The sequence below is a fragment of the Polynucleobacter wuianus genome (assembly GCF_001659725.1).
In the GTDB taxonomy this organism is placed as follows: domain Bacteria; phylum Pseudomonadota; class Gammaproteobacteria; order Burkholderiales; family Burkholderiaceae; genus Polynucleobacter; species Polynucleobacter wuianus.
Window position 1 is genome coordinate 1,676,209 of record NZ_CP015922.1, and the last position, 13,101, is coordinate 1,689,309.

At 41.3% G+C, this 13,101-nt stretch carries 13 protein-coding genes; 7 read left to right on the plus strand and 6 right to left on the minus strand.

The window, feature by feature from the left end; genetic code table 11:
• Positions 1-49: 49 nt before the first annotated feature.
• The 4 genes from A8O14_RS08600 to cydB all read left to right on the plus strand — a co-directional run bounded on the left by A8O14_RS08600 (position 50) and on the right by cydB (position 4,448).
• Positions 50-481: a PAS domain-containing protein gene (locus tag A8O14_RS08600; RefSeq protein WP_068949135.1), complete on the plus strand. Its 432-nt coding sequence runs from the start codon at positions 50-52 to the stop codon at positions 479-481.
• A 1-nt stretch (position 482) separates the two neighbouring features.
• The gene (locus A8O14_RS08605; protein WP_068949136.1) at positions 483-848 is read left to right on the plus strand and encodes a sirohydrochlorin chelatase; all 366 of its coding nucleotides are present in this window, start codon (positions 483-485) and stop codon (positions 846-848) included.
• Between the two features lie 1,231 nt (positions 849-2,079).
• Entirely contained in the window at positions 2,080-3,432 is a 1,353-nt protein-coding gene (locus A8O14_RS08610; protein WP_068949137.1) for a cytochrome ubiquinol oxidase subunit I, read from the plus strand.
• A 2-nt stretch (positions 3,433-3,434) separates the two neighbouring features.
• On the plus strand, positions 3,435-4,448 hold the full coding sequence (gene cydB / locus A8O14_RS08615; protein ID WP_068949138.1) for a cytochrome d ubiquinol oxidase subunit II: 1,014 nt from the start codon (positions 3,435-3,437) through the stop codon (positions 4,446-4,448).
• Positions 4,449-4,661: 213 nt separating this feature from the next.
• Here the strand turns inward: cydB and A8O14_RS08620 are convergent, their stop codons facing one another.
• Complete coding sequence (locus tag A8O14_RS08620; protein WP_068949139.1) at positions 4,662-5,318, minus strand: DsbA family oxidoreductase; 657 nt, start codon at positions 5,316-5,318, stop codon at positions 4,662-4,664.
• 518 nt (positions 5,319-5,836) lie between these two features.
• Here A8O14_RS08620 and A8O14_RS08630 point away from each other — a divergent pair.
• Both A8O14_RS08630 and A8O14_RS08635 read left to right on the plus strand, forming a co-directional pair.
• A complete protein-coding gene (locus A8O14_RS08630) occupies positions 5,837-6,046 on the plus strand; it encodes a TA system antitoxin ParD family protein (RefSeq protein ID WP_068949141.1) in 210 nt (69 codons plus the stop codon).
• Positions 6,046-6,324, plus strand: a complete 279-nt coding sequence (locus A8O14_RS08635) for a type II toxin-antitoxin system RelE/ParE family toxin (protein WP_068949142.1) — start codon at positions 6,046-6,048, stop codon at positions 6,322-6,324. The genes A8O14_RS08630 and A8O14_RS08635 overlap by 1 nt, the downstream gene beginning before the upstream one ends.
• Positions 6,325-6,659: 335 nt before the next feature.
• Here A8O14_RS08635 and A8O14_RS08640 read toward each other — a convergent pair whose 3' ends face one another.
• Positions 6,660-7,160, minus strand: coding sequence for a DUF6933 domain-containing protein (locus A8O14_RS08640; RefSeq protein ID WP_068949143.1), 501 nt, complete (start codon positions 7,158-7,160; stop codon positions 6,660-6,662).
• A 559-nt stretch (positions 7,161-7,719) separates the two neighbouring features.
• Between A8O14_RS08640 and A8O14_RS08645 the strand changes: the two genes are divergently transcribed.
• Positions 7,720-8,715, plus strand: a complete 996-nt coding sequence (locus A8O14_RS08645; RefSeq protein ID WP_161484826.1) for an STAS-like domain-containing protein — start codon at positions 7,720-7,722, stop codon at positions 8,713-8,715.
• Positions 8,716-8,937: 222 nt separating this feature from the next.
• Here the strand turns inward: A8O14_RS08645 and A8O14_RS08650 are convergent, their stop codons facing one another.
• From A8O14_RS08650 to A8O14_RS08665, 4 genes are read right to left on the minus strand one after another with little or no spacing between them, the layout of a single operon-like run.
• Positions 8,938-9,912, minus strand: coding sequence for a Bug family tripartite tricarboxylate transporter substrate binding protein (locus tag A8O14_RS08650; RefSeq protein ID WP_068949145.1), 975 nt, complete (start codon positions 9,910-9,912; stop codon positions 8,938-8,940).
• 29 nt (positions 9,913-9,941) lie between these two features.
• Positions 9,942-10,931 carry an oxidoreductase gene (locus tag A8O14_RS08655; RefSeq protein ID WP_068949146.1) on the minus strand — a complete coding sequence of 330 codons (990 nt, stop codon included), beginning with the start codon at positions 10,929-10,931 and terminating at the stop codon, positions 9,942-9,944.
• Between the two features lies 1 nt (position 10,932).
• Positions 10,933-11,904 (minus strand): tripartite tricarboxylate transporter substrate binding protein, encoded by a 972-nt coding sequence (locus tag A8O14_RS08660; protein ID WP_068949147.1) that lies wholly within the window; start codon positions 11,902-11,904, stop codon positions 10,933-10,935.
• A 22-nt stretch (positions 11,905-11,926) separates the two neighbouring features.
• Positions 11,927-13,087 carry an acyl-CoA dehydrogenase family protein gene (locus A8O14_RS08665; RefSeq protein ID WP_068949148.1) on the minus strand — a complete coding sequence of 387 codons (1,161 nt, stop codon included), beginning with the start codon at positions 13,085-13,087 and terminating at the stop codon, positions 11,927-11,929.
• Positions 13,088-13,101: the final 14 nt, after the last annotated feature.

Below are 13,101 nucleotides of genomic sequence, written 5' to 3' on the forward strand. Positions count from 1 at the left end.
TTTATTAGAGTATTCTTAGTCATAAATGATTAAACAATAGAGATTAAGCATGTCAGATAGCATTAATTTCAAAACGCTGGTGAGTCAAATCGGCGAGGCTGTGATTATTTCTGATCGGGATGAAAATATCTTGTTCTGGAATGCTTCCGCTGAGCGAATTTTTGGCTATAGTGAAGATGAGGCTTTAGGAAAAACTCTCAGCATCATTACGCCTGAGCGTTTTAGGGAGCGCCATTCTAAGGGCTACTTTCACACGATGGAAACTGGAAAAACCAAGTATGGCAATACTTTACTGCGGGTTCCAGCGATTCATAAAGATGGTAGATCTATTTCAATTGCATTTTCAGTAACCATGATTTTTAATGACCAGGATCAGCCCGTTGCGATTGCAGCCATTATTCGCGATGAAACGGAGCGATTCCAGGAAGAACGCAAGCTCAAAGAAAAATTAGCAACTCTTGAGAAAAATACTCAATCTTAATATGAGAGCTATTATTTTTTTTGGGCATGGTGCGCGTGATGAACGTTGGCGTGAGCCTTTTGACCGTCTTGCTGCTTTGTGGCAAGCGCAGAATCCTGATACTCCCGTAGAACTCGCTTTCTTAGAACTTATGCAGCCTTCTTTGTCTGGTGCAGTTCAAAAAATTGTTACACAAGGAATCAAGGATATTTTTGTTGTTCCAGTATTTTTTGGACAAGGGAGCCACTTGCGCAATGACTTTCCTAAAATATTAGAAGAGTGTCGGAGCGAGTTTTCAGAAATTTCCTTAAGTGCTACGCCTGCTGTAGGTGAAAATCTACTTGTTCTGCAGGCGATCATTGATTATGCCGATCATTCTTTGAATTAATTTTATAAAGAATCTTTATCTTTTATGGGTAGCTAGGTTTAATTAGTTACTGTCGCTTAACAAGCGTTACTTTAAGTAACGCTTATATTCATAAAAAGTAATTTGGAGCAATGAGGTGTTAGATGGTTGTTCCAAAATTCCTGTAGTTTTGAAAACCAAAGACCGAGAGACCACTTCTTTTAAATCCCTGAATTTGCTTGCACATTTGCTTACACACCGATACTGACCACCCGCAGACCCCCTGTTTATATGGCTCTATCATGGGCTTCTGCTCTCATAAGAAAGAAGCCTTAGGGGTCTTGTAACAAAGACCTTAATAGATTCAAGAGGTTAGTGGTGAATTAGGTGGTCAAAATTGCTTACACACCGCTTACACACCAGGGCTTTTTTCATGGTGTGTAGTAAATGCGGTTTTAGTGTGGTTTTGCAGTAAAAAGCACCCCTCAAAAGGTGTGTAGTAAAAACAGTTTTAGGGCCCATAGCTCAGTTGGTTAGAGCAGAGGACTCATAGCGAAAGTTGTGCCTTATGCGTGGAAACTGCATAAGGGATGGTGTCAAATTCGGAGAAAGCTAAAGGTAGAAATATCCAAGCTAACGCCGAGCGAAGCTTAGTAAGAAATTACTTTGAACGTGTAGAGACTAGACGGCACCCACCTAAGTAAGGATGTAGATCTTTATATGGTGAAGGCATAGTCCAGGGAGTAATGAAAATTACACAAACCGGAATCCTTTGGTCCTAGGTTCAAGTCCTGGTGGGCCCACCAATGAAATCAATGACTTAGGAATTTCTCCCTAAGTCGTTTTTCTTTCTGTGTCACTCAGTGTGTAAGCAATCTCTATGCCTCTTCCACTAAAGCCCCAATAGTTATAAAGACCCGCCAATGGGGCAATAAACTACTTGGAGATTGTGGTGGTATTTACAAATAGCTGTTTGATACTTGTATTCTTGGCTTTAGGCAATTTACATGTGGAGATTGCAACCCTATTTGCATTGGGATCACTTGTAAGGATGGTATTCGGGAAGTTGATGGAGAAAAAGATCAGTGGCACTCAACCTAATTTATAAAGTGGTATAGACTCACGGCCAGGTGTCGAATTAAGAGGCGCTCTTTCAAGGCTATCAGCGCCTGTATTTAAGATACTATGCCGACGGGAATGCTATTAAATGGGGCTCAGCACGCAAAGACGGTAAAGGGCATAATAAAAATATATTAAAAATAAGAGGTAAAAAATGCTTGATACGCTTATTTTGAGCAGAATTCAATTTGCTTCAAATATGACTTTTCATATTCTTTTCCCAACGATATCCATTGCTTTGGGATGGGTACTTTTCTATTTCAAGGTTAAATTTAATAAGACTGGTGAGTCGGTATGGAGTGAGGCTTATCAATTTTGGGTCAAGATATTTGCCCTAACTTTTGCCCTTGGCGTAGTAAGCGGTATCACGATGAGTTTTCAGTTTGGAACTAACTGGCCTGGATATATGCAAACGGTCGGTAATATTGCAGGACCTTTGCTTGGATACGAAGTTTTATCAGCATTCTTCCTTGAGGCAACTTTTTTGGGGATTATGTTGTTTGGCTCTAAAAGAGTCTCTCAAAGAGCTCATACTATCGCCACATTTTTAGTTGCTTTCGGTACTTCGCTTTCGGCATTCTGGATCATTGCCCTAGATTCTTGGATGCAAACCCCACAAGGGTTTGAGATGATCAATGGCCAAGCACATGCAACCAATTGGATTGAGGTTGTCTTTAATCCCTCAATGCCCTATCGCCTCCTGCACATGATGACAGCATCATTTTTGACAGTAACGTTCTTAATTGCAGGCATTTCTTCTTATCGATATTTGAAGGGCATCAATCTGTCTGGCAACCGAGCACTGATCAAACTGGCAATGACCGTGGCGGTAGTGTTAGCCCCTTTGCAAATTATCCTTGGTGATTCACATGGCCTAAATACTCTAGAGTATCAGCCTGCAAAGGTAGCGGCAATGGAGGGAATTTGGGAAACAACCAAAGGCGCCCCCGCCGTTTTGTTTGCCTTGCCCGATGAAGCTATTAAAGCTAATAAATACGAAATAGCCATTCCAAAGCTGGCATCTTTATATTTGACGCACTCATTTGCGGGTGAGGTGAAGGGTTTGGATGCCTTTCCTGGTGCAACTCCACCAGTCGCCCCCATTTTCTTTGCCTTTCGTATCATGGTCGGCATCGGTATGTTGATGCTCTTAACCGCATTCGTTGGGTTTTATCTGACAAGAAAAAATAAAGAACTACCAACCTGGCTATTAAAGGTTTTAAGCGTGATGACTTTCTCGGGTTGGGTCGGCGTAGTTGCCGGCTGGTATGTGACCGAAATAGGCAGACAGCCTTACCTTGTTAGTGGAGTGCTAAAGACTGCTGATGCGGTTACTAAAGTGCCTACTAATATGGTTTTAGGTACACTCGTTATGTATCTTGCGCTTTATTTGGGGCTCATTGTTTCCTATATCTGGGTTGTTTTTTATTTGGCAAGACAAACTCTTCCCGTGCATATTATTGACGGGCAAAAATCAGGCTTAACTAACAGCATTGCAGGAGCATAAGCATGATTCCTAATTTATCTGAGGCATCTGGTTGGCTACCCCTTTTCTTTTTGGTTGCCATGGGTATTGCAATGGTGGCTTACGTTGTTCTAGATGGATATGACTTGGGTGTAGGCATCCTATTAAATCAGGCAAGCGAATCAGAAAAAGACATCATGATTTCATCAATTGGTCCTTTTTGGGATGCTAATGAAACATGGTTGGTGCTCGGAGTCGGTGTACTCTTGATTGCCTTTCCAATGGCGCATGGCATTATTTTGACTGAGCTCTATCTGCCAGTGGGTATCATGTTGGCCGGTTTAATTTTACGGGGCGTTTCTTTTGACTTTCGTGCAAAAGCACATTTGAGTCAGAAGTCAGTCTGGAACTTCTTATTCTTTTTTGGTAGCTTCTTGGCCGCGGCATCTCAAGGGGTGATGGTTGGTAGAGAAGTGATTGGTTTTGACTCCGGCTACTTAGGGTGGATATTCTCGTTCATCGTGGCACTTTGTTTGCCTGCTGGATATGCCCTATTGGGGGCTGGCTGGCTGATTATGAAGACTTCTGGCGACTTACAGCTTAAGGCAGTAGGCTGGGCAAGAAGGTGTTTGTTATTCACGGCTCTAGGCGTTGGGATCATTTCTGTTGCGACACCATTCTTTAGTTCAGAAATTGCGGCTAAGTGGTTTAACTTTCCTAATGTCTTTTTCTTACTGCCTTTTCCAGTTTTGACCCTGGCGTGTTTTGTCTTAATTGATTTGAACTTGCTAAAAATGCAAAGAAATAAGCCAGCGCCAGTTTGGATTCCTTTTGCCCTTAGTGTAGCCATTTTTGTTTTAGCTTTTTTAGGGATTGCTTACAGCATGTTTCCCTATATCGTCGTAGACAAAATGACAATCTGGGAAGCGGCATCAGCTACAGAGTCATTATGGGTAATATTTTGGGGAGCGGTAGTTGTGCTACCAACCATCATTGGATACACAATTTATTCTTACAAAATCTTCTGGGGCAAAACCGAGCCGCTTAGTTATTACTAGAGTAATAATATTTACATCGCTTGAATCAAGGAAGCTTTAGGATTCGAGCTTTTGAGCATTACTTTAAGTAACGCTCACCAACATTAAGTACAAGTACATTGAAGCAACGAAGTGTTAGATGCTTGCTCTCATAATCCTTTGGTCCCAGGTTCAAGTCCTGGTGGGCCCACCAGAAAAGCAAACCCTCATCAGTAATGGTGAGGGTTTTGTCTTTTAGCCCTTTTGAATTAGTTGCTCAAATGCATTTATGAATGACTCGGGAGGCTGGGCACCTTGTAAAAGGTATTGATTATTAAGAATGATTGATGGAACAGAGCTAATACCAGCACTTGTATAGGTAGCTTCTTCTTCACGCACTTCGTTAGCAAATTCATTGTTTTTGAGTAATTCTTTAGCTCTGTCTTTGTCTAGCCCAGCACGTATTACCGCATCTATCAAGTTTTCTTGATCATCTAAATTTATGGCAAGGCAAAAGTAAGTATTGAGCAATTCTTTTTTAAGATCAGCTTGCTTTTGCAAGTCATATTCTTTGGCAGCCCAATACAAAAGACGGTGGCAATCAAAAGTGTTGTAAACCCTTTTTCTACCTTCTGGATGAAATGCAAATCCAGCTTCTAACGCTTTAGCCCTAATATTAGATTGATTGGCTTTAACTTGGTCCGCAGTTAAGCCATATTTTTCTGTGAGATGCTCAATAGCGTCTTGTCCACCCTTAGGCATATTTGGATTAAGCTCAAAGGGATGAAAATGTACTTCAAAATTTGCCTTATTGCTTAACCCGGCTATGGCCTGATTGAGGTTGCCTAATCCGACAGCACACCAGGGGCAAGCTACATCGGATACATAGTCTATTTTGATAGTAGGTTTCATCGCTTTATTCTACAGAAGCAAATTAGTAATGAAATGAAAGATAAATAAGCTTTACTTAAAGTAATGCTCATCCCTCCAACATACCTCCACAACTCGCCATTAATCCCCACTCTTAGCCATACTTTCTTTTGGCTAAATTGACCCCAGTAATTCATCCAAAGAGGTTGTCCTAGCCTGGTGTCAGAAGCTAAAGTATGTGTATGGCAATTAAAAAAGAAAGTACACATCAACTCATACACCGTACCCAACCCTCTATCAACGCGAGCATTTGCCGTATGGCAATGTCGCTATAAAGTGGATAACAAGTGGATACGAGCCACTACCAAAGAGACTAAGTTTGACTTGGCGATGAATAAGTCTAAAGAGCTGTTGGTGGAAGTGGGATTCGTAAAAATTCTGGGACTCCAGCGACCATTAAGGGCTTATTTGCTATATGGCAAGGTAAAAGTGGGTGATTTATATAGGTTCCAAAAAGGAACTTATTGCGCTATAATGGAACCACCTAACGGAGAACAATCATGTCTATTAACGTGAAATTATCGGAAAACCTTGTTGAGCAAGCTAAAGTGTTTGGAAGTGTTGAGCATCGCTCAGTACCTAAGCAGATTGAGTATTGGTCGCAAATCGGCAAGATCGCTCAAGAAAACCCAGATTTACCATTCTCTTTGATTCGCGAGATCTTGATTGCCGATCAAGAGCCAGTCATTGGTGAGTACGTTTTTAACTAATGCGTTTACTGGTCACGGCCACTTTTGCAAAGGCTACAAAAAAACTGCATACACCGCAAAAGCTAGAGTTAGATGCTGCACTTAAGCTTATTTGCAAAGATCCTGAGATCGGCGAGGCAAAGGTGGGAGATTTGTTAGGCGTATACGTTTATAAATTTAGGTTGTCTCAGCAACAATGTTTATTGGCGTATCGAATTTTGGATGCAGAAAGCATCAAACTATTAACATTTGGCCCGCATGAAAATTTCTATAGAGATTTAAAACGTCAAGACGAGTAATGGGCCTCTTTAATTCAATGATTCATAGTGATAGTCGCTGTGTGAATGGTGTCAAATTCGGAGAAAGCTAAAGGTAGAAATATCCAAGCTAACGCCGAGCGAAGCTTAGTAGAGATACTTTGAACGTGTAGAGACTAGACGGCACCCATCTAAGTTCAGAAATGAATACGGTGAAGGAATAGTCCAGGGAGTAGTGAAAGCTACACAAATCGGAATCCTTGGCTCCCAGGTTCAAGTCCTGGTAGGGCCCACCAGAAAAGTAAACCCTCATCAGCAATGGTGGGGGTTTTGTCTTTTGAGCATTACTTTAAGTAACGTTTTGCAGGATATATAAATTAATGAATTTGTCCACTCAGAGCGAATTCCCTTAGAGCATTACCAGGTGTGATTGTGCTTTTGTAGAGTGGTCCACAGGGAGTATCGGCCATCATCATTGAGAGTGAAAAGCAATTATCTGCATAATGCATGGACTGATAGCCTTCTAGATGATAAGTAAACATATTTAAAATACCAATGATGCTGCGATTGGTTGATTTGCAATAAATCACCTTATCAAGATGATCTAACTCCTGTTGCATAAAAGATTCGCTTACACCTTGAGAAAGCAAGATCTTAAATAGGTATTGTGGGAATCGCTCTACTAGGTTTGATGCTGGAGCTAGTGGCATCAACACTGGTAGTAGGGTTCTTTCATTTACAAACAACGCCACTTGAGGTTTTGAAAATATTGCCTTAGCATACCAATTGCCCAAAATATTGTCTCCCTTCCCAGCGGGTTTGTTTGCGCCTAAAGAGACCCGATCTAATAATTGTTTTGAGCAGTGTAAATAAAACATTGGAAGGCGCCTCTGATTAGGTCTAAGGTCAACTTTCTTTTTACCATATGCGGTAAAAAGTTTGAATTTTATTAAAATCCATAAGCCTTACCGTTACTTAAAGTAACGCTCATTCTCGATTTATTGCCATTAGCCACCACAACTAGCCACAAGTTCTTTTGGCTAAATTGACCCCAGTAATTCATCCAAAGAGGTTGTCCTAGCCTGGTGTCAGAAGCTAAAGTATGTGTATGGCAATTAAAAAAGAAAGTACACATCAACTCATACACCGTACCCAACCCTCTATCAACGCGAGCATTTGCCGTATGGCAATGTCGCTATAAAGTGGATAACAAGTGGATACGAGCCACTATCAAAGAAACCCAACTTAGTTTGGCGGTTAATAGGGTTAAAAGAGCCTCAGAGTATCGTTAAACGCTATTTAAGCAGGGTTTCTTGTCAATTCCTGACTAAAAACTTTACAATGATTTCATAAAACTTTACAATAATTCCATAAAACTTTACAAAAATAGACATGAAATTTGCCAATACAAAGCGCTCCCAAGAGGTACGCCAGTTCTTGGTAAATGGCGTTAAAGCCAATCAACTCGATTTAGCTCATGCTGCAATGGCAAAGTTTGGCCTTACTAGGCAGGCTATCCATGCACATTTTGCAGCCTTAGTTAAGGATGGATTTTTAGCTTCCAGCGGAAGTACCAAGGCGCGTGTATATCAATTAGGTATAAAGCGATTTCATGACGGTCTATTTAAATTAAAGGGACTGGAAGAGTCTGAAGTCTATTCAAGTGACTTTAGTGAAATATTTAATGGCTTGCCTAAAGAAATTGCCAATATTTGTCATTACGGCTTTACTGAAATGCTAAACAACGCCATTGATCACTCAGAGGGTACTGAGGTCTATATTCATGCAGAAAGAACGCCTGATTTTGTTTCAATAGCTATTGTTGACAATGGCGAGGGAATTTTTAACCATATTGCTAGATTATTGAAGTTACATAATCCACGTGAGTCTATTTTGGAGTTGAGCAAAGGAAAGCTTACAACTGATCCAAGAAATCATACTGGGCAAGGAATCTTTTTCTCATCCCGAGCTTTTGATGAATTCTTTATTTTCTCTGGTGATTTAGTCTTTACGCATGCTGACGGTTCGGGAATAGACTTTTTACTACATAACGAAAACAGTCATCAAGGAACCAGGGTTGTCATGAAAATAGCGCTTAATTCAGAAAGAGTATTGCGTACGGTATTTGATAGTTTTAGTGGTACGGAAGATGAAGATTACGCGTTTAATAAAACCGTTGTTCCAGTGAAGTTGGCTCTATACGAAGGTGGGCAACTTATTTCGCGTTCGCAGGCGAAGCGAATTTTAAATCGTGTTGATCGTTTTAAGACTGTACTATTAGATTTTAAAGGTGTTGGATCAATTGGTCAGGCCTTTGCGGACGAAGTGTTTCGTGTTTTTATTAAACAAAATCCGCAAATTACCATTCACCCTATTAATGAGAGCTTAGAGGTTAAAAAAATGATTAAGGCTGCTCAAAGCAATTTAGGATAGAGACACTACGGCACCCAACAAAGTTCAGGAATGGATATGATGATGGCATAGTCCAGGGAGTAGTGAAAGCTACACAAACCGGAATCCTTTGGTCCCAGGTTCAAGTCCTGGTGGGCCCACCAGAAATGAAAATACCAACCTTCGGGTTGGTATTTTTTTGAGTATTACTTTAAGTAACAGTTGTAACAGCAGATTTGTAATTATAGGTAATTGGTAAATTTATTATTCAGCAGTTATACCCGTAAGGCGGATAATCTCGGCCCATTTTTTATTTTCACTCACCATATACGTTCCAAAGCTTTGAGGGCTCTGGCTGGGCGTAACCATATTACCTGCCTCCTCATAAGTTGTCTTAAGAGATTTGTTATTAAGAGCGCTGGTAATGCCTTGAAATAAAGTGTCAATCTTATCTCGAGGTGTTTTGATCGGGGCCCACATGCCAAACCATGATTCTTGAATTGTTAACTCATTTTTCATAATTTCATTTAGTGTTGGTACATCTGGTAACTGCGTTAAGCGATTTTTGCTTGTTACGGCAAGTGCACGCACTTTTCCTCCCTTAACCAATGGCACGGCCGTACCTGCTATTGGAAAGGCAAATTGTGTATCGCCCCGAATTAAAGATGTAGCAATTTCTACCGATCCTTTTAATGGGATGTGAACTACCTTTAAATTATTCAATGTTACAAATGTTGCCCCCGCAATATGCGCTGAAGTGCCAATTCCACCTGATCCATAATTCATAGATCCTGGGTTAGCTTTGGCAGCAGCGATTACGTCCTCAACCCTTTTGTAAGGTGAGTCTGCTGAGACCATCATCACTGTTGGGAACGAGTACATGTTACTAATGGGCGCAAAATCTGTTAGGGGGTTAATTGAAATTTCTGGCTTAATAATTTTTTGGATTAACTGTATGTTTGATCCAAGCATAAGGGTATAGCCATCAGGTGCTGACTGTGAGGCATATTGAGTCGCCAGTACGCCGCCAGCACCAACTTTATTCTCAATGATGACTGCTTGCTTAAAAGTGTCTCCCAGATAAGGCGCTGCTTGTCTTAGCTGTATATCCGGACCACCTCCAGCTGCGTATGGGCAGACTATTTTGATCGAGTTACTTGGAAATCCTGTCTGCCCATATGATGCAAAAGGATATAGGCTAATGCCGGGGATGGTAATTAGAAACTCTCGACGTTTCATGCTGTATCCTAATTTTCTTATTTCAGATCCTATCGACTCATATCAATCACAATCCTACCCTTCGATTTACCTGCCAGCGTGAGATCTAGGTAATGTGATAGCTCTTCAATGCCAATGATGCTGGCGATTTCTTTTAAATGGGTCGGGCGATATTCATTAGCAATCTTCTTCCAAACTTTTTCTCTTATATTCATAGGTGAGTTTGCATTGATGCCAATCAAACGAATTCCTCTGAGAATAAATGGAATTACAGTAGTCTCAAGTTCTGCTCCACCTGCATTTCCAAAGGCAGCGATTACTCCGCCTGGTTGCATCACGCGAGTGATCCAAGATAAAATAGAGCCGCCAACTGAGTCAATTGCTCCTGCCCATTGCGCTTTTTCAAGTGGCTTAAATTTACTCTCTGATGAAATTCGTGCAATGACTTCGGTGGCACCGAGGTTTTTAAGATATTCCACCTCATTTGGTTTGCCACTCATAGCAGTAACTTGATAGCCTCTTTTCGACAACATATCAATTGCAATAGTGGCTACACCGCCAGTTGCTCCGGTTACCAGGATTGGGCCGCTTATTGGATTGAGGCCGTTTAGCTCCATTAAGTCAAGAGATAGTCCCGCCGTATAACCTGCTACACCGATAGTGGCGGCATCAAGAAGCGTGAGGCCTTGAGGTATTTTCATGGCCCAATCTGCATTGACCCGTGCATATTGGGCATGCCCACCATCATGATCAACTCCAAGCCCGTAACCATTTACCAATACCTGATCACCTGGGCTAAAGCGTGAATCAAGCGATTCAACCACTATGCCAGTCAAATCAATACCGCTAATTCTTGGCCATTCACGCACTATATTATTAAGACCTTTCGAAGCTAATGCATCCTTATAATTAATACTAGAATATGCCACCTTGATGATCACATTGCCGGGGCTTAAAGAGTCCAATTGAATAGATTCAATTTTTCTGGTGACTGCTCCATCTAAGGAGTGAAGGCGAAAAGCTTTAAAAGGTGCATTCATGTTATTGGGCTTTGATGTTGGCTTGTTTAGCAACTTGTGACCACTTGATTGTTTCAAGTCTGATATGTTCAGCAAACTCGGTAGGAGTGCTTCCAACAAATTCCACCCCTTGTTTTTGCATGCCCTCGCGAACATCAGGCATCTTTATGACTGTTTGAATGGCGCTATTTAGGCGATTGATAATAGGAGTCGGTGTGCCTGCTGGTGCCAAAATTCCCCACCAGGAATATGCTTCCATTGGGTATCCCAATTCCTTTAATGTTGGAACATTCGGCGTAATATTTGCTCTATTCGGCATGGCAATTGCTAATGGGACTGCATTGCCCGCGTTAACTTGCGCCATTACTGGACCATAATTATCAAAACTTAATTGAACCTGCCCGCCAATAAGGGCGGTTGTTGCTTCTGAACTTCCCTTGTAAGGGATGTGATAGAGGTTACTTTTGGAGTCACTTTTAAATAGCTCTCCAGCCAAATGTCCAATACTGCCATTTCCCGGCGTTGAATAAGATAGGCCGTCGGGTGTTGATTTTGCTTTAGCAAGTAACTCAGCAATACTTTTAATATTTGAATTATTTGTAACAAAAATATAAACGGGAACTTTAGTAATAAGCGTTATCGGAGCTAAATCCTTTTGAGTGTCATAAGGCAATTTCTCAAATAATGCGGGATTTGTTGCAAGGTTTGCTGTACCCATCAACAAGGTATAGCCATCGGCAGGGGCTCTCGCAACTGCGAGTGTTCCTGTTTGTGTTGAAGCACCTGGTTTATTTTCAACAATCACTGTTTGGCCAAGTATCGACCCTAATTTCTGACCAATTGTTCTCGCAACATTATCCGCGCCACCACCTGCGGCGTAAGGGACAATGATTTTGATGGAGCGATTAGGATAGCTTGCATCCTGGCCAAAAGCGTTAAAAGCAGATGTTACGTAGAGCAAAGAAAATATCGCTATATGAAGTTTATTTTTCATAATTTCTCCAAAAATTAAAATGTTAGTTAAAGGTATGCCCTGCTTTTTTGAACGTATTTCTAGCGATGTTTAGTTGATGAATTTGACTCGTTCCCTCATAGAGGCGGAAAAGACGCACATCTCGATAAAATCTCTCAATCGGGTTATCTGAAATATAACCATATCCACCTAGCATCTGTACACAACGATCGGCAACCCTTCCACACATTTCCGAGGAGAAATATTTGCAGATGGAAGCTTCCATGCTGACATCTTCTCCAGAGTCACGTTTTCGAGCAGTTTCTAAAACAAGTGCTTTAGCAGCATAAATTTCAGTTTGACAGTCTGCAATCATCGCCTGCACTAATTGAAAAGTGCCAATAGACTTGCCAAATTGCTCTCTGACAGATGCATAGTTCACAATTTCATCTAACATGCGAATGGCTGGACCAATACAAAGTGCTGCTAAATGTATGCGTTGCTTATTTAATACTTTCATTGCAGTTTTAAAGCCTGCGCCCTCTATCCCGATCAGGTTGCTACCAGGAATACGGCAGTTTTCAAAATGTACCTCTGAAACCGGGGATCCTGCTTGCCCCATTTTTTTATATGGGCTACCAACAGTGAGTCCTGGCGTATTTCTTTCTATTAAAAATGCAGAAACACCATCAGCCTTAGGCTTGCTCTGATCTGTTCTTGCCATAACGGTAAATAGATCAGATATGGGCGCATTAGTAATAAAGCATTTGGTACCATTTAAGATGAAATCATTTCCCTCTTTTCTTGCCGAAGTTTTTAAAGAGGCAGCATCAGAGCCTGCATCAGGCTCGGTAATTGCAAAGCACCCGGTAATTTCACCGCTAGCTAGTCTGGGTAAATATTTTTCTTTTTGTGCTTCTGATCCATCGGCAACTAAAGCCTCCGATCCAATTCCAGTGTTGGTTCCTACTCGCGCACGAAAGGCAACAGAGCATTGCGATATTTCCATAGCGGCCAATACCAGTTCTTCAGTCGTCATACCGAAACCGCCATATGTCTCTGGAATTGAGAATCCAAATAGTCCGAACCCAGCCATATCGGCCACTAAATCTGGGGGCACCTCATGTAGTAATTCAACTTCCGCTTCACGAGGAATAAGTTTATTCTGGCAATACTTTTTTAGTGAGTCTAAAAAAGAAGAGAATTCGTTTGGGTTACGAATCATAGGGCTCCTTTAAT